General features: G+C 71.0%; 9 protein-coding genes. 8 read left to right on the plus strand and 1 reads right to left on the minus strand.

Annotated elements, in window-relative coordinates; genetic code table 11:
* Window positions 1-283 precede the first annotated feature (283 nt).
* From C882_RS23255 to C882_RS12225, 3 genes are all read left to right on the plus strand, one after another.
* Complete coding sequence (locus C882_RS23255; protein WP_009540920.1) at window positions 284-1,009, plus strand: GntR family transcriptional regulator; 726 nt, start codon at window positions 284-286, stop codon at window positions 1,007-1,009.
* Between the two features lie 155 nt (window positions 1,010-1,164).
* Entirely contained in the window at window positions 1,165-2,109 is a 945-nt protein-coding gene (locus C882_RS12220) for a DMT family transporter (RefSeq protein WP_009540921.1), read from the plus strand.
* 226 nt (window positions 2,110-2,335) lie between these two features.
* A complete protein-coding gene (locus C882_RS12225) occupies window positions 2,336-4,351 on the plus strand; it encodes a HAMP domain-containing methyl-accepting chemotaxis protein (RefSeq protein WP_009540922.1) in 2,016 nt (671 codons plus the stop codon).
* A 67-nt stretch (window positions 4,352-4,418) separates the two neighbouring features.
* Here C882_RS12225 and C882_RS12230 read toward each other — a convergent pair whose 3' ends face one another.
* Window positions 4,419-5,429 (minus strand): prohibitin family protein, encoded by a 1,011-nt coding sequence (locus tag C882_RS12230; RefSeq protein WP_009540923.1) that lies wholly within the window; start codon window positions 5,427-5,429, stop codon window positions 4,419-4,421.
* A 278-nt stretch (window positions 5,430-5,707) separates the two neighbouring features.
* On the opposite strand from C882_RS12230, the gene C882_RS12235 reads away from it, so the two are divergent.
* The 5 genes from C882_RS12235 to C882_RS12255 all read left to right on the plus strand — a co-directional run bounded on the left by C882_RS12235 (window position 5,708) and on the right by C882_RS12255 (window position 17,745).
* On the plus strand, window positions 5,708-6,889 hold the full coding sequence (locus C882_RS12235; protein WP_043645267.1) for a TAXI family TRAP transporter solute-binding subunit: 1,182 nt from the start codon (window positions 5,708-5,710) through the stop codon (window positions 6,887-6,889).
* 48 nt (window positions 6,890-6,937) lie between these two features.
* A complete protein-coding gene (locus C882_RS12240) occupies window positions 6,938-7,117 on the plus strand; it encodes a hypothetical protein (protein WP_009540926.1) in 180 nt (59 codons plus the stop codon).
* A 40-nt stretch (window positions 7,118-7,157) separates the two neighbouring features.
* On the plus strand, window positions 7,158-8,501 hold the full coding sequence (locus tag C882_RS24665; RefSeq protein WP_009540927.1) for a prohibitin family protein: 1,344 nt from the start codon (window positions 7,158-7,160) through the stop codon (window positions 8,499-8,501).
* A gap of 209 nt (window positions 8,502-8,710) precedes the next feature.
* Window positions 8,711-9,217, plus strand: coding sequence for a YcjF family protein (locus C882_RS12250; protein ID WP_009540928.1), 507 nt, complete (start codon window positions 8,711-8,713; stop codon window positions 9,215-9,217).
* Window positions 9,218-9,702: 485 nt separating this feature from the next.
* Entirely contained in the window at window positions 9,703-17,745 is an 8,043-nt protein-coding gene (locus tag C882_RS12255; RefSeq protein WP_052000142.1) for a type I polyketide synthase, read from the plus strand.
* Window position 17,746 lies beyond the last annotated feature (1 nt).

Raw genomic sequence — 17,746 nt, forward strand, 5'->3', positions numbered from 1 at the left:
CCCAAGACCTTCTTTATGCCCTGGGTAATCTTTATATTTCAGAAGTATAAATCTTTGCAATTTTAGTGCGCATGATACCCGATCCGCGCAAGACACGTTGACCGAAACCGGCGCAATCAATACGATCCCCGATTATGAGCATTCGGTACTGCCTGGGCAGGCACGCGGTTCGGTGGGAAACAGCGTGACATGCAGCCAAGGTCGCCGCTGCCATGATCAGAGGAGGGGGTCGCCGGCAACCACGCTGTTGCCGGGGACGATCATTGGCCGAGAGTCCATTTCCATGACACGCAACGACCACACCATCGCCCGCGCGCCGACGCTGACTCAAAGCGTGGCCGAACGGATCAATGACGCCATCCTCGACGGCACGTTCGAACCGGGCGAGCGCCTGGTGGAAACGCGCCTGTCGGGCATGTTCGGCGTCAGCCGTGCACCGGTGCGCGAAGCCCTGAAGATACTGGAAACCACGGGGCTCGTGCGCATCGTCGTTGGGCGCGGCACCTTCGTCTGCCGCCTGAACCGCGACGAGCTGATGCGGGTGGTCGTCGGCCATGCGTTGCTCATGGGCTTTGCCGCGCGGCTCGCCAGCGTGCACGGCACAGCGCGGTCCTTCACGGCACTGGCACGGGCGCAGCGCGGCCTGACCCGTGCCGTCGACGCCGGACGAGCCACCGAGGTGCGCCGCCAGGAGGACGTCTTCCTCACCGCCCTGTTCGACGCAGCCGAAGATACCGTGCTGCGCCAGACGGTGCTGGGCATGCGCGGGCAGATCCTGGTCCACCGCTCTCCCCTGACGCCCGAGGCCGAAATACTGGACCGCCTTGGCGCCACCGCCGCCGAGCTTCTGTCGGCCCTGACCGAGGGCGATCCCGATCAGGCGGAGAGGACGGCACGGACCGCCACGCTGGTCACCGGCTTCGCCATCATCGGCCAGAAGCCGCCCCCGTCGGTGGACGCCTACCTGGACATCCAGGCGCCGAGAATGCCGGCGGAACTGACGGCATGACGGTCTGAGGGTCGGCCCGAACGCGCGCCGCCACTGGCTCCTCATGGCGCCGCCCGGTCCGGCGTGCCCGATGGCCCCGGCGCAACGGCCCTTGATGCCGCCCCCCGCCCACGCCCATGATGCCGGCCGCCCGACCACAAGCCGCCGGACCCCGCATGCCTGAAGACCGCTCCCGCCCCGCCCCGGACACCGCCGCTTCGGCAAGCACGCCGGCGCGGCGCGCCTTCGTGCGGGTGATGCCCGGACTGTTCGTGCTGCTGTGGTCGACCGGCTTCATCGGCGCCAAGTTCGGCCTGCCTTACGTGGAGCCCTTCACCTTTCTGGCCGTGCGCTTCCTGCTCGCGCTGGTCCTGCTGGCGCCGCTGGCCTGGGCCGCCCGCGCCGCTTGGCCGAAAAGCCCCGCGGCGCTGGGTCATCAGGCGGTGACCGGCACGCTGGTCCATGCCGTCTACCTCGGTGGGGTGTTCTGGGCCATCGACCACGGCCTGTCGGCGGGCGTTGCGGCGCTGATCGTGGGGCTGCAGCCGCTGCTGACCGCCGTCGCCGTCGGTCCGCTGCTGGGTGAGCGGGTCTCGGCGCGGCAATGGCTGGGGCTGGTCCTCGGCCTGACGGGCGTGGCCATGGTGGTGGGCGAAAAGCTGGGGTTCGCCGGCACCGCCGGCCTGGCGGGGCTCGAACCCATCGCGCTCACGGGCGCGGTGCTGGCGCTGCTGGGCATCACCGCCGGCACGCTCTACCAGAAGCGCTTCGGCGGCTCCACCGATCTGCGGGCAGCCACCTTCGTCCAGTACGCGGCGGCCGCCGTGGTCATGGGCGTGGCGTCGCTGGCGCTGGAGACCGGCGAGATCCAGTGGACCGGCGAGTTCGTCTTCGCGCTCGGCTGGCTGACGCTGGTGCTGTCGCTGGGCGCCATCTCGCTTCTGATGACGCTCATCCGCCTGGGCGAGGCGGCCCGCGTCGCCAGCCTTTTCTATCTCGTACCGCCGGTCACCGCCGTCACCGCCTGGGCGCTGTTCGGCGAGACGCTGGGCGCCCTGGCGCTGGCCGGGATGGCCGTGGCCGTGGTTGGCGTGGCGCTGGTGGTTGCACGACGTTCCTGATGCCGATGACCCACTCCGAAAGTATAGTCCCAAGTATCCCGAGGCTCACGATACTAGGCCCACCGGTACCTTTCGCGCCATTTGCTTGCGGCAGACATGCGCTAATCACATGAAAAACGCCCATTTTTAAGGGCACACCTACGTCTGTTGAGGTAACGTTACATCGTTCGGTCGTCGCCGCCCGGGGGCGCGGCGCTGCGTCCTGAGGGAAGGGGGAGCACGACAGATGACGTTTCTCGACAACATGAAAGTCGCAGCCAAGGTATCCCTCGGCTTCGGCATCGTTCTGGTTCTGCTGGTGGTGACGGGCATCGTCAGCGGGGTCGGCTTCAACTCCGTCGATGGCATGTTCGAGTCATACCGCCACCTCGCGCGCGAAACCAACGAGGTGGGTCGCATCCAGGCCAACATGCTGGAGACCCGCATGGGGGCCAAGGACTTCCTCATCGACGGCAGCGAGGCGGCCATGGCCCGCGTGCGCGAACGGGCCGAAACGACCCTGAGCCTGGCCGAGGAAACCCGTGGGCTGCTGAAGGACACGGAACAGGCCAAGATCCAGCTTCTCGACGAGGTGCAGCAGGCGCTTCGCAACTACCGCGACGGGTTCGAGCAGATCGTGTCGCACCAGTCGGACCGCAACGCGGCAGTCATGACGCTCAACACCGTCGGGCCGCAGATCGAGCAGGCGCTGACTTCCGTCATGGAGAGTGCCTACGAGGACGGCGACACCGAGGCCGCCTATCGCGGCGGCGTTGCCCTGCGGGCGCTTCTGCTGGCGCGGCTGAACGTCAACCGGTTCCTGGTCGACAACAGCGATGCCGCCTTCGACCGCGTGTCGTCGGAACTGGCGGCCTTCGACCAGCGCCTGATCGAGCTGAACAACAACACCACCGATTTCGAGCGCCGCAAGCTGACGGGGACCGCCGAGACCCTGAGCGGTGAATACCGGGAAGCCTTCAACACCGCTGCCGCCGCCATCCGGGCGCGGAATGCGGTGGTGGATGGCACGCTGAACCAGATCGGCCCGGCCGTCGGACGCGACGTCGAGACCGTGAAGCTGGAGATCAAGGCCGCGCAGGACGACCTGGGGCCGCGCGTGGAGGCCAGCATCCACGACAGCGTACTGCTGACGGTGGGTCTGGGCGCGGCCGCCCTCGTGCTGGGCATCGGCGCCGCCTTCCTCATCGGGCGCGGCATCTCGCAGCCCGTCACCGCCATGACAGGCGCCATGGCGCGGCTGGCGGACGGCGACGAAACCACCGAAGTGCCGGCGCAGGGACGCAAGGACGAGGTCGGCAAGATGGCCGCCGCCGTGCAGGTCTTCAAGGACAACATGATCCGCGCCAACAAGCTGGCGGCGGAGCAGGAAAAAGAGCGCGAGGCCCGCGAGCAGCGCGCCCGATACATCGAAGATCTGGCGCACCGCTTCGACTCCGACGTCTCCAGCGTGCTGGAGGCCGTGTCCTCGGCGTCCACCGAGTTGTCGTCGACGGCCGAGAGCATGTCCTCCATCGCCGAAGAAACCACCCGGCAGGCGACCGCCGTTGCGGCGGCGGCCGACCAGGCATCGACCAACGTGCAGACGGTGGCCTCCGCCGCCGAGGAACTGTCGTCGTCCATTTCCGAGATCGGCCGTCAGGTCAACCACTCGGCCGAAATCAGCCGGTCGGCGGCCGAGCAGGCCCAGCACACCAACGAGGTCGTGCAGGGCCTGGCCGAAAGCGCCCAGCGCATCGGCGACGTGGTGGCGATGATCACCGACATCGCCGACCAGACCAACCTCCTGGCCCTCAACGCCACCATCGAGGCCGCCCGCGCCGGTGACGCCGGCAAGGGGTTCGCGGTCGTTGCCAACGAGGTCAAGAGCCTCGCCAACCAGACCAGCAAGGCGACCGAAGACATCTCCAAGCAGATCGGCGGCATTCAGGGCGAGACCCAGAAGGCCGTGGAGGCCATCACCACTATCGGCAAGACGGTCAACGAGATCAGCGAGGTGGCCTCGGCCATCGCTTCGGCGGTGGAGGAACAGAACGCCGCCACCAGCGAGATCGCCCGCAACACCAACGAGGCCAGCGCCGGCACCCACGACGTGTCGTCCAACATCGCCGGCGTCACCAGCGCCGCCGACGAGGCCGGACACGCCGCCACGCAGGTGATGGAAGCGACCGGCCAGTTGTCGCAGCAGTCCGAGCAGTTGCGGGGTGTGGTGCAGGAGTTCCTGACCAACGTCCGTGCCGCCTGATCGGCGCACGGGGGCGCCCCCAGCCCTTTCCGCCCGGGTCCCTTGGCCCGGGCGGTTTCCTTCGTCGTCAGGGGGCCGAGCCGCCCAGGCCGGTCCAGCGGCCGACGGTGCTTATCAGGCGTTGCCACAGGCTGCGCACCCTGGCGAGCATCGGGTTGTCCGGCTGTTCGGCCGCCGTGGCGAGCGCCGCCTCGGCTTGCTTGTCCTCCTCCACCGACGGCCCTGCTACGGGCGGCGGCGCGGCGGATCCGGCCTCGGGGGCATAAGGCGCGGCGGGTGGCGCAGCCGGCGGAAAGGTGACGATCACCGGCGGCTGGCGACCGCCCGGACCGGTGACCACCATCTTGCTGCTTGGCGCCGTCGCCAGGGCCTGGGTGGCTGCCACGCCCCGCAGCCGCAGGAACCCGTCCAGGTCGCCCCGGTTCGCCAGTTGCTCCTGGAATGCCGCGATACCCTGCGCTTCCGTCACGCGCCGATGGCTCTCCGCCAGTTCGCGCCGGAGGCGGAAATCGTACTCTTCCACAAGGTGGCGCTGCCGATTCTTGTGCTCCACCGATGCCGCCACCGACGGCGGCAGGGCAACCGAGCGGATGAGGAAGTCGTCGAGCTGCACCATCGGCTGGCCCTGGGCGCGCCCCGCGCTCAGGCTGCCGCGCCGCAGGTCGTCGGACAGGGCTGCGACGACGCGGGCGTTGATCTCGCCGCGGTCCGCGCTGTGCAGGTCGGCGCTCGTGTACCTGGCGACGATCTCCCGCAGGGCCGCGTCCATGCTGGCACGCACCAGCACCCGCTCGTACTGCGGGCCGACACGCCGGTGCAGCGTGCCCAGCACCTGTGCCGACGGCCGATAGCGGTAGCTGACCGTCAGCCCGACTTCCAGCCCGTCGCGCGTCACCGCCGTCAACTGACGGTGCACGGTGCGAAACCGGATGTCATAGAGAATGAGCGAGTCCCACGGAAACGTGAGGTGCACGCCCTCGGCCAGGGCCGGCTGCTCGACCGTGCCGCCAAACAGGCGCAGCCACAGCACGCCCCCGTGCCCGGCCGGAATCTCGTGAACGATACGGTCCGACCACAAGAGCGCGCTACCGCCCATAAGCACCAGTACCAGCGCGACGCGGCGCGGCCATCGCGGCCTGTGCCGCCGGCCTGTCCTCTTGCCTTCGCTGAGCGGTGCGTCCCCCACGGCCGTGTTCTCCTCCCGTGTCGCCGCCCGCCGGAAGAGTACCTTCAATCCTCGCGTCCCCCAAAAGGCTAAATTTCACATTTACACACTTCTTTGGATGTGTACGGTGAAGGAACGGTCGACGGTCGCGCAGGGGGACTCGCGGCGTCCGGCCGGGGGGATCGAGGGGCATGCTTGCGAAACGCGACACGATGGGCCGACGCCTGGTGCACGCCACGGCGGTGGGAGTGGGTCTCCTGGCGCTGACGGCGATGCCGGCGGCCGCCCAGTCGCCATCGGCGCCCGGATCGGGCGCGCCGCCGCCGCTGCCCCTGCCGCCCAGCATGATGGGCGACTTCAGCGCCGACCTCATGCCCGACCTGCCCGACCTGAGCACCCTTCCGCGCGCCGATACCGAAGATGACGACCGGTTCGTCATCATTCACAGCGGCCACACCAGTGGCGTCTACTATCTGGCCGCCGCCGCCATCTGCGAAGCGCTGGGCGCCACCTTCGAGGATCACCGCATCCATTGCGCAGCCGAGCGCACCACCGGCGATCCCGAGAATGCCGCCGCCCTGAAGAGTGGTGAGGCCGAAGTGGCGCTGATCCAGGGCGACGACAACTACCGCGCGGCGGTCGGCGAGGCCGACATCGGCCCGGCCCGCTCCATCATGTCGCTCTTTTACGAGTCGGCGGTGGTGGTGTCGCGGCCGGAAGTGGACATTGCCGCGGTCCGCGACCTGGATGGCCTGACCGTCAACCTGGGGCCGGACGAATCGGCGCCGCGCCACCTGTGGTCGCTCCTCTCGCAGCACGGGATCGCCCCCAAGCCTGATGCCATCGTGCTGACGCAGTACGAACGGCCGGCCCTCCATCGCCTGATGTGCGAGGAGGAAATCGATGCCTACGTCGACTGGATCGGCCATCCGGCCCCCTACATCGGCCGCACTGCCCGCTACTGCAACGCCCGCATCGGCGGGGTGCCATGGACTGAAACGGTCACCGACCTGGTGGACCGGACGCCCTGGCTGTACCGCACCGTCATTCCCGGCGGGTCCTACGTCGGCCAGGACGAACCGGTGAAGACCATCGGAACCCGCGCGACGCTGGTGGCCCGCGCCGACACCGACGCCGAGATCGTCTACCACATCACCCGCGCCGTCCTGAGCGACCTGGAGCGCTTCCGCGGCTACGCCAGGGCGCTGCGGGCGTCGAGCCTGGTGCCGATGATAAGTGAGGGCAACTACCTGCCTTTCCACGCGGGCGCCCGGCGCTATTTCGACGAGCAGGGCCTGCCGGCCGCCGCCGGCGTCGATGCGGAGGCGAGTGCCGGGGCGGGAGCCGGGGCAGGCGCCGGCGCCGACGGCTGACATCATGACCGGCGTCCGGCGCCGCACAGAGGGGGACACGTCAAGACCATGCTGAACATCATCCTGATCGCCTATGTGGCGCTGTGCGCCGTCAACGGCTACCTGGGGCGCCGGGCCCGCATCGGCTTCCTCGGGTTCTTCATCCTGTCGCTGTTGCTGAGCCCGCTGGTCGGGCTGATCCTCGCGCTGCTGTTCCGGCCGCGCGGCGAACAGGCATCCTCTGCCTGAGCCGGGCCCATCCTGTCCATCAATCACCGGAACCGCTGACGTGACCTCCGAGGCCCCCGAGACATCTTCCGCCACGCCCGAGTCGATCACCGCCGGCACCGGCGCCCACCGCGTATCCGCTCCGCGGCGCGTGCTGCGCTGGGTTCGCCGGCACGGGCTGGCGTTCTATCTGACGCTGTTCGTCGGGATCCTGATGGTTTCGGCCATGGGCCCGAGCATCTTCATCAACGTGCCGGCCGGCCATGTGGGCGTGCTGTGGAAGCGTTTCGCCGGCGGTACGGTGACCGAGATCTACTATACCGAGGGCCTGCAGGTGATCTGGCCGTGGGACGAGATGTACATCTACGACGTGCGCCTGCAGAACGATGCGCGCGTCTACGACGTCATCTCAGCCGACGGGCTGGAAATGAGCGTCGAGATCGCCGTGCGCTACCGCGTGACGCGCGACAGCGCCGGCTATCTGCACAAGCTGATCGGCCCGAACTATCCGGAAATCCTGGTCTACCCGGAAATCGGCTCGCACGCCCGGACACTGATCTCGCGCTATTCGCCGGAACAGCTCTACACGACCAAGCGCGCCTTCATCCAGAAGCAGATCCTGGAGCGCATGGTGACCCAGCTGGGCGAGTCCATGCTCGACCAGGGCCTGGACGACCGCCTCGTGCAGGTCGAAGACGTGCTCATCCGCTCCGTCCGCCTGCCCGAGCCCGTGCGCCAGGCCATCGAGCACAAGATCCAGCAGTACCACGTGATGCTCGAATACGACTACCGGTTGCAGAGAGAGCAGAAGGAGCGGGCGCGCAAGCAGATCGAGGCCGCCGGCATCCAGGCTTTTCAGCAGACGGTGTCTCAGGGAATCACGCCCGACTACCTGCGCCTGCGCGGCATAGAGGCGACACTGGCGCTGGCGCAGTCGCCCAACAGCAAGATCGTCATCGTGGGTGGCGGCGACGACGGGCTGCCCATCATCCTGGGCGGCCTGGACCAGGCACCGGCCGCCACGGGGCGAACAGGCAGGACTCCGGCTGCCGCCCTGCCCGGAACGGGCCATCCGGCGCAGGATTCGGGAATCGCCGCATCGGACTTTCCCGCCATGGTGGGCAACGCAAGCCACCAGCCCGCGCCCGGCGGCGACGCGACGGCAGGCGGAGCCACCGCCGGCACGGCCTCGCCCCGGGTGGCGCGACCGACGATGGAGCCTCGCCAGGATCTGGCTCCGACAGGGCCCGCCGGTAACGTCGCACCGGACCGTCCCGCGCCGTCGGAGCGGCCGAGCACCGGCGCCGACGGCCGCCCCACGGGCGACCGCCCGGCCGCCGGCGCCGCGCCGTCGGCTGCTGTCGACGCCAGTCCCGCGCCGCCTTCGGGCATGCCGCTGCGGTAACGTGACGGGGCGCCCTGCGCAGGTCATAAGACCACCGTCGAACGACCGTTGCCACTACCGTTGATTTACATTCCTTTTCACGCACGTCAGGGTTGCCCCCGCAACAGGCCTCTGATAGCGTCAATTGCGATGGTCGATGGGGGACCATGGAACCGTCTCGATTCCGCAAGGGCGGTATCGGCTACATCCAGCCAGGGGGAATTTCCGATATGACTGAGCGCCTCAACCAGGCCAAGAGCGTCGTCAACCGCTATGCCATGCTGTCCGGCGGTGCCGGCCTGATTCCGGTGCCGCTCGCCGACGTCGCCGCCATCACCGCCATCCAGGTCAAGATGATCGCCGACCTCGCCAAGGTCTACGAACTCGAGTTCAAGAAGGACCGGGTGAAAAGCGTCGTGACCAGCCTGCTGGGCGGATTCGTGCCGACCGCCGCCGCCGGCGTCGCCACGGGTGCGGCGGCCTCCTACGTGAAGTCCGTGCCCATCGCCGGCACCATCATCGGCACCATCACCCTGCCGGCGTTCGCCTACGTCGCCACCCGCGCCGTCGGCCGCGTGTTCACCACCCATTTCGAGTCGGGCGGCACGCTGCTGAACTTCAACCCGGAAGCGGTGCGCGCGCAGTTCGAGGCGGAGGTCCAGAAGGCCGCCGAGGAGAAGGGCGCCGACAAGAAGCCGGCCGCCTCCGGCACCGGCTCCAAGGCCGCCACGGCGTAAGCCGAGCGGCGGGGCGGCCTGGAACCGGAGGTTTCCGGCTGCCCCGCCGGACGCCGCGCCGCCGGCTGGAGCAGACCGCACCAGCCGCCGGCGCCGCCTTGAAAGACCAGGACTACGGCATGCGTCCGACACGCCTGCCGGTCGACCCATCCAGCGCCGTGACCGGAGGTTGGGACCTCGTGCCCGTGCCGATCCGACAGACGCTGCAACGGGCCTTCGACCGGCCGGACCGGCGGTGATGCCGTGCGACCGGGACGCAGGTCAGCGCCCGGAGTAACAGGGGCTTAGGCTTCGGACACGCGACCACCGCGGCGCAGGGGATCACGCTGCCATGGTCGATACGGTCCGAGGGCCGAATGGGGGGAAAACGCCATGCTGCCTCCGCCAGGAGAGACGGTATCGGCCTTGCCCGCGGCGTCCGTGCGCCAATCGGGTGCAACGGGAACCGGCGGTTTTTCGGAGTGGGGACCGGGGGCCTGCACGCCATGACCGTGCAGGACCGGACGCTCATCGACCGCGTGCGCGCGGTTGCCAACGACCGAACCCACGACCGGGGCATCATCTTCATTTCCGGCGAGCGCCAGGAAACGCGCGTCCCCTACGCGCGCCTGTGGGACGACGCCGGACGCATGCTCAGCCGCCTGCGCGCCGCCGGCGTGGCGCCCGGGCACGAACTGGTGCTGCAGATCGAGGACCAGCGCACCTTCCTTACCCTGTTCTGGGCCTGCCTGCGCGGCGGCATCGTTCCGGTGCCCCTGCACGTGGGCGCGCGCGACGACTATCTGCGCAAATTCCTCAAGGTTTGGAAGACCCTATCCCATCCATGGCTGGCGACAACCGACAAGCGGCTGCCGCAAATCTGCGAATTCTGGATGGCCGAGGGCGCCGATGCCCGCGCCCTGGAGGCGCGCGCGCTTCTGATCGCGAATGCCGAGGACGGGGCGGAGAGGTTCGAGCCGGCCGACGAGGTCGCCCCGCAACCCGACGCCCTGGCCTTCCTGCAATTCTCCTCGGGCTCTACGGGGGATCCCAAGGGCGTCACCGTCACCCACCGCAACCTGCTGGTGAACGTCGAGGCGCTGGCCGACCGCGCCGGCATGACCCCCGACGACACGGCCCTGTCATGGATGCCCATCACCCACGACATGGGGCTGATCTGCATCACGATGACCGCCCAGTTGCGCGGCCTGACGCTGTGCCTCATGCCGACGCCGCTGTTCATCCGCCGGCCGCTCCTGTGGCTCAAGAAGGCGCACGAGCACCGGGCGACCATGCTGTGCTCGCCCAACTTCGGCTACCACTTCTTCCTGTCCGCCTACGAGGGGCTGGAGGAACGGCCGGACTGGGACCTGTCGTCGGTGCGGCTCATCTGGAACGGCGCCGAGCCCATCTCCGTCGATCTCTGCCACGCCTTCCAGGAGCGTCTGGCCGTCCACGGCCTGCCGGGCACCGCGATCCTGCCCTGCTACGGCCTGGCAGAGGGAACGGTCGGCGTGGCCGTGACCCCGCCGGGCACGGGCATCCGCACCCACCGGGTCAGGCGCGACCGCATCGCGCTGGGCGAGGCCATCGTGCTCGCCGACGCCGCCGACACGGACACCGACGCCATCACCTTCGTCGACTGCGGCCCGGCCATCGACAACGTCGAGATGGCGATCCTGGACGCCGCCGGACGCCTACTGCCCGAGGGCACCGTCGGCCGCATCGCCATCCGCGGGCCCAGCGTCACCGACGGCTATTACAACAACGAAGACGCCACCGCCGCCGCGCGCCTGGACGACGGCTGGCTGGACACCGGCGACATCGGGTTCCTGGACGACGGCCGCCTGACAGTCACCGGCCGGGCCAAGGAACTCATCATCGTCAACGGCCTGAACCATCACCCGCACGACATCGAGCAGGCGGTGGAGACGCTGGACGACGTCAAGCCCGGCAACGTGGTCGCCTGCGGCGTGCCCGGCGGGCGCGACGGGCGTGGCGCCGAGGAACTGGTCCTGTTCCTGCGGTGGACGGGCGGCGACGACGGGTTTTCGGCACTTGCCGACCGCGCCCGCGCTGTCGTGCTGGAGCGTGTCGGCCTGCCGGTGGCCCAGGTGGTGCCGGTGCGCAAGATTCCAAAGACCACCAGCGGAAAGATCCAGCGCGTGGCGCTCGCCCAGCAGCTGGTGGCCGACAGGGCACAGACCGCCGCGGCACAGGCACTGACGGGTCCGCGAAAGGCTGGCCCGGATGACGCACGGCTGCTGGCCGACATCATCGCCGTGGCGCACGCCATCACGGGACGGGACATAGCGCCTGATGTCCGCTTCGCCGACGCCGGCTTCACCTCGCTGGTCGCCGTCACCTTCGCCGACCACCTGGGCACGCGGCTCGGCCGGCGCCTGCCGCCCTCGCTGGTGTTCGACCACCCGACGCCGCTCAGCCTGGCCCGCCGTCTGGGCGGCGGAACACCAAATGCGGCACCCGCCGTGGCCCTGGCGGCAGAGGAGCCCGTCGCGCTGGTGGGCGTGGGCCTGCGCCTGCCGGGCGGCGTGGTCGACATGGACAGCTTCTGGCGCCTGCTGGAGGGCGGCGTCGACGCCATCACCGGCATTCCGGCCGACCGCTGGGACGCCGAGGCCCTGCACGACCCCGACGCCGCCGCGCCCGGCCGCCTGACCATCCGCCACGGCGGGTTCCTGGACGGCGTGGACCTGTTCGACAACCGTTTCTTCGGCGTCTCCGCGGCGGAGGCCGAATGCGTCGACCCGCAACAGCGCCTTCTGCTGGAGACAGCCTATGAGGCCATGGAGGACGCGGGGCTGGACCTGGGTCCGCTGGCGGGCGGGCCGGTGGGCGTGTTCGTCGGCCTGTCAAACGCCGACTACACGCGCAAGCAGCTGCATTCCGGCGATCTGGCGCGCATCGGCACCTACAGCATGACCGGCACGGCGTTCTCCACCGCCGCCGGCCGCCTGTCCTACGGCTTCGGCTTCCAGGGGCCGAGCCTGACGGTGGATACGGCGTGCTCGTCGTCGCTGGTCGCCGTGCACCTGGCGGCCCAGAGCCTGCGACGGGGCGAGTGTTGCGTCGCGCTGGCCGCCGGCGCCAACCTGATCCTCTCGCCCGAGGTCCATGCCGGCTTCTCGCGGCTGGACAGCATGGCGCGCGACGGCCGCTGCAAGACCTTCGACGCCCGCGCCGACGGCTATTGCCGGTCCGAGGGCGTGGCGGTGGTGGTGCTCAAGCGCCTGTCCGCTGCGCAAGCCGATGGCGACCGCATCCTGGCGGTGCTGAACGGCGGCGCGCTGAACCAGGACGGCGCCTCCAACGGTTTGACGGCACCCAACGGCCCGGCGCAGGAAAGCCTCATGCGCCAGGCGCTTGCCGCCTCCGGGACCACGGCGGACGCGGTGGGCTATGTGGAGGCGCACGGCACCGGAACACCGCTTGGCGACGGGATCGAGCTGAACGCGCTCAACGCCGTCTATGGCGCGGCCAAGCGGCCGGTTTATGTGGGCTCGGTCAAGAGCAACATCGGCCACACGGAAGCCACCGCCGGCCTGGCGGGGCTGCTGAAGGCGGTGCTGGCGGTGCGTCACGGCATCATCCCGCCCAGCCTGCACATCCAGGCGCCGACGCCGCAACTGGATTGGACGGCGAGCGGCCTGTGCCTGCCCATCGCACCGACGCCCTGGCCGGAGGATACGCCGCGCACCGCCGCCGTCTCCTCCTTCGGGTTCAGCGGCACCAACGCCCATTGGCTGGTGAGCGCGGCGCCCGTCGTGAAGGGCGAGCCCGTTGAGGCACCCGAGGCCCTGCCGCTTTGCCTGTCCGCCCGCACGCCGGACGCGCTGGAGGCCCTGCGCACCGCCTGGCTCGACCGGCTGGCGGAGGACGACGCGGCGGAGGCCTTTCCGGCCCTTGCCGCCACCGCCGCCCACCGCCGCACCGCCCATCCCTGGCGCCTCGCCGTCGCCGCCCGCACGGCCGCCGAGGCGCTGGAGGTGCTGGAAGGCGCGCCGCTGCCCACCCGTGCCGTCTCCGCCGCGCCGGGACGCACCGTCTTCGTCTATCCCGGACAGGGCGGCCAGTGGCCCGGCATGGCGCGCGATCTCGCCACCGCCGAGCCGGTCTTCGCCGAGGCCCTGACGGCCTGCGCCGAGGCCCTGCGCCCGCATGTGGAGTGGGACCCGGCACTGCTGACCGAGGGCGCCCCGGACGCGCTGCTGGACGGCATCGACCGCGTGCAGCCGGCGCTGTTCGCCGTCTCCGTCGCGCTCACCCGCCTGTGGCAGAGCAAGGGCGTGCACCCCGACGCCGTGGTCGGCCACAGCCTGGGCGAAGTTGCCGCCGCGCATGTGGCCGGCATTCTGTCGCTGGAGGATGCCGCGCGCGTCATCGCCGTGCGCAGCCGCCTGCTCACCCGCATCGCCGGCCAGGGCGGCATGATGGTGGTCGACCTGCCCATGGCCGAGGCCGAGGCCCTGTGCGAGGGCGCGGGCGGCGGCGAGGTGTCCGTCGCGGTCAGGAACGCCACCGGCTCCACCGTCATCGCCGGTGACCCGGCCGTGCTGGAGGCTCTGGCCGCCGACCTGGAGGCGCGGGAGGTCTTCTGCCGCCGGGTGAAGGTGGATGTCGCCTCCCACAGCCCGCAGGTTGAGCCGCTGCTGGACGACCTGAGGGCGGAGCTTGCGGGCATCACGCCCCATGCGGGCCGCATCCCGCTGGTCTCCACCGTGCATGGGCGCGTGCTTGAGGGGGAGGAGGCTGGCCCCGACTACTGGGTGGAGAACCTGCGCCGGCCGGTGCTGTTCGCCGATGCCGTCGCGGCGCTGGCCGACGATGGGGCGCGCTGGTTCGTGGAATGCGCGCCGCATCCGACGCTGGTCTCCTTCATCGACCAGGAATGCGATGGGGTGGCCGCCTTGCCGTCGCTGCGCCGGGACGAGCCGGGACCGCGCGAGTTCACCGCCGCCGCCGCCGCGCTCTGGGCCGCCGGGTATCCGGTGGCATGGCGCGGTTTCGTGCCGCGTCCCGCCGAACCCGCGCACCTTCCGCGCTACCCCTGGCAGCGGGAGCGCTTCTGGCTGGAGGACGCCACACCCGTCGACCGCGCCACCGATCCGCTGCTCGGCCGTCGCACGGACCTCGCCGGAGAGGACGCGGCGGTGTGGGAGACGACCGTCAGCACCGCCGCCCTGCCCTGGCTCGCCGATCACAAGGTTGCGGGGTCGGTGGTGCTGCCCGCCGCCGCCTACACGGTCATGGCCCTGCGCGCCGCGCCCGGCCGGAGTCTTCGCCGCATGGACTTCCGCGACATGCTGGTGATCGAGGACGGAGCGTCCGTGACCGTCCAGACCCGCCGCCGGGGCGCGCGGGTGGAGGTTCTGGCGCGCGACGGCGAAACCTGGCGCCTGCTCGCCGAGGGCACGCTGGCCGATGCCGCCGATCCGCCCGCCGCCGCCGTGCCGCCGGTGCTGGAGGGGCGCGAGGACGCGGGCGCCTTCTATGCCGGGCTGGATGCCGCCGGCCTGAACTACGGCCCGGCCTTCCGCCTCATTGACGGCATCGCGCGCACGGAGGGAGAGGCTGTCGCCGATCTGACGGTGCCCGCGCCGGGCGGCCCGGTGACTCCGGCGCTGCTGGATGCCTGCCTGCAAGCCGCCGCGCCGCTGGGCCTCGCCGAGACGCGCGTGCCGGTGGCCCTGAGCGGCGTGACCCTCTTCGGCCCGGCGCCCGACGCCTTGCGCGTCACCGTGCGGCGCGAGGGCGAAACCGCTCGCATTCTGGCGACGGCACCCGACGGGACGCCGGTGCTGGTGGTCGACGCCCTGCACCTGTCGGCCGGGGACGCCGGGCGCGACGCCGTGGCCGACGCCATGCTCCGCCTGTCCTGGACCGATGCCGGCCCCGCGCCCGCCGCCGTGCCCGGCCCGGTGACGCTGATGGGCGCGTCCGACCCCGCGTTCAAGGACGCGCTGGTCGCCGCCGGGGCGGAGATCACCACCGATGCACCGCGCATCCTCTGGCGCGCGCCCGCCGCCGGAGACCTGGACGCCCTGGACCCGGCGGAAGTGGAGCGCTGGACGCTGACGCTCGCCGCCGACCTGACCGCGCTGGCCGACCGCGCCGCGCCGCCGGCCTCAGTTCGCGTGGTGACCTCGGGCGCCGACGCCGATCCGCTGGCTTGCGCCCTCACCGCGCTGGCCCGTACCGCGCGTGCCGAGCACCCGGAGCTTGGCGTGGCGATCGTGGACCTGGACCGCCCGGTGGAGGCCGCCGCGCTGCTGGCTCCGCTGCCCGCCGAGGCCGCCCAGGTGCGCCTGCGCGACGGCCGGATCCTCACCCCGCGCCTGACGCCCGACGCCGACGCCGCCGCCCCGCTGCTGGAGGTGCCGGCGGCGGAGGTCGACGCCTACCGCGCCGTCCTGGCGCGGCCGGGCGATGCCGGGTCGATGCGCTTCCTCGCCGCCGACCGCCCCGCGCCGGACGCCGGGCAGGTGGAGGTGTCGGTGGAAGCCGTCGGGCTCAACTTCATCAACTTGCTGTCGGCGCTCGGGCTCTATCCGGGCGCGCCGGAGGGCTTCCGGGCGCTCGGCATCGAATGCGCCGGGCATGTGACGCGCGTCGGGCCGGGGGTGGAAGCGTTCGAGCCGGGCGATGCCGTCATGGGCATCGTCGACCACTGCCTGAGCAGCCACGCCCTGGCCGACGCCCGCCTGGTGGTGCCCGCGCCCGCCGGGCTGACGATGGCCGAGGCCGCCGCCCTGCCCGTCGCTTATGCCACCGCCGCCATCGGCCTGCAGGACATGGCGGGGCTGGAGGCCGGGGAGACGGTGCTGATCCATGCCGCGTCCGGCGGCGTGGGCCGGGCCGCCATCGCGCTGGCCCAGGCCGCCGGAGCCACCATCATCGCCACTGCCGGCACGCCGGAGAAGCGCGCGGCGCTGGCGGCGCTGGAGGGTGTCGCGCATGTGTTCGACAGCCGCTCCACCACCTTCCGCGAGGGCGTGATGCAGGCCACCGGCGGGCGCGGCGTGGACGTGGTGCTCAACTGCCTCGCCGGGCCGCTGCTGGAGGCGTCGCTGGACTGCCTCGCCCCCTTCGGCCGCTTCGTCGAGATCGGCAAGCGCGACCTGTGGGGCGCGGGATCGGTGCCCATGGCGGCCCTGCGCCACGGCACCGCCTTCCACGTCCTGGACCTGGACCGCATGAGCCGCGAGAAGCCGGCCCGCGTCGGCCGGGTGCTGGCGCGCATCGCCAACGGAACCCTGCCGCCGCTGCCGGTGACGGAGGTTCCCTTCGCGGATGCCTCCAAGGCCTTCGCCGAGATGGCGGCGGCGCGGCACACCGGCAAGCTGGTGCTGACGCGCCACGACGCGGGGCTCACCGTCATCGCCCCCGACGACGCCCCGGCGTTCGACGAAACCGGCACGGCGCTGGTCACCGGCGGCGCCGGCGCGGTGGGAACGGCGCTCATCGACGATCTGGTGGCACGCGGCTGCACGAACATCGTGGTGCTCGGCCGCTCGGGCACCCTTCCGGACGACCGGGCGGAGGCCTGGCGCGCGGCCGGTGCGACGGTCAAGGCCGTCGCCATGGATGTCGCCGACGCCGGGGCGCTCGCGCGCGTGCTGGCGCAGCTGGAGGTCACCATGCCGCCGCTGACAGCCGTCATCCATGCCGCCGGCGTGCTGGACGATGCCAGCCTGTCGGCGCTGACGCCCGATCAGGTGGTGCGGGTCATGGCGCCCAAGGTGCGCGGCGCGCTCAACCTGCACCGCCTGACGCAAGGGCAGCCGCTGGAGGCCTTCGTGGTGATCTCGTCCGCCGCCGCGCTGCTCGGCCCCATGGGCCAGGGCGCCTATGCCGCCGCCAATGCCTTCATGGACGGCCTGATCGCCGCCCGCCGCGCCGCCGGCCTGCCGGGCACCGCCCTGGACCTGGGCCCGGTCGCCGGCGCCGGCCTCGCAGCCCGCGCCGACCGCCTGGCGAACGTGCTGGCGACGGGCCTGCGCCCCATGCCGGCCGAGGCGGTGGCGGAGGCCCTGCACCGGGCGCTGTTGGCCGACACGCCGCGCCTCGCGCTGCTGGACCCGCTGTCCACTTTTGCCGACCCGCTGTGGCAGGGCGGAGAGGCCCCGGCCCCCGCGGAAGACGGCTCCGACGCCGCCGATGGCTTGCGGGCAGTGCTCGTGGACCTGCCCACTCAGGACGCCCGGCTCGCGCACCTGGAAGACCTGCTGACCGCACAGGCCGCCGCCGTGCTGCGCTGCGCGGAAAGCAAGGTGGACCGCGACACGCCGTTCAAGAGCCTGGGTCTGGACAGCCTGCTCGCCATGCAGCTACGCAACCGGCTGATCGAGGCGACGGGCGTGACGGTGGCCGTCACCACCTTCTGGAACACGCCGACCATCACCGCTTTCGCCCGCCTTCTGCTCGCCGAACTGATGCCGGCGGCGGACGATGGCGCGGCCGTGACCGACGACGACTACGACGCGCTCTCCGACGAGGACGCGGAAGACCTTCTCCTGGCGAGGCTCTGAC

This window comes from Caenispirillum salinarum AK4 (genome assembly GCF_000315795.1).
Taxonomy (GTDB): Bacteria; Pseudomonadota; Alphaproteobacteria; order Rhodospirillales; family Rhodospirillaceae; genus Caenispirillum; species Caenispirillum salinarum.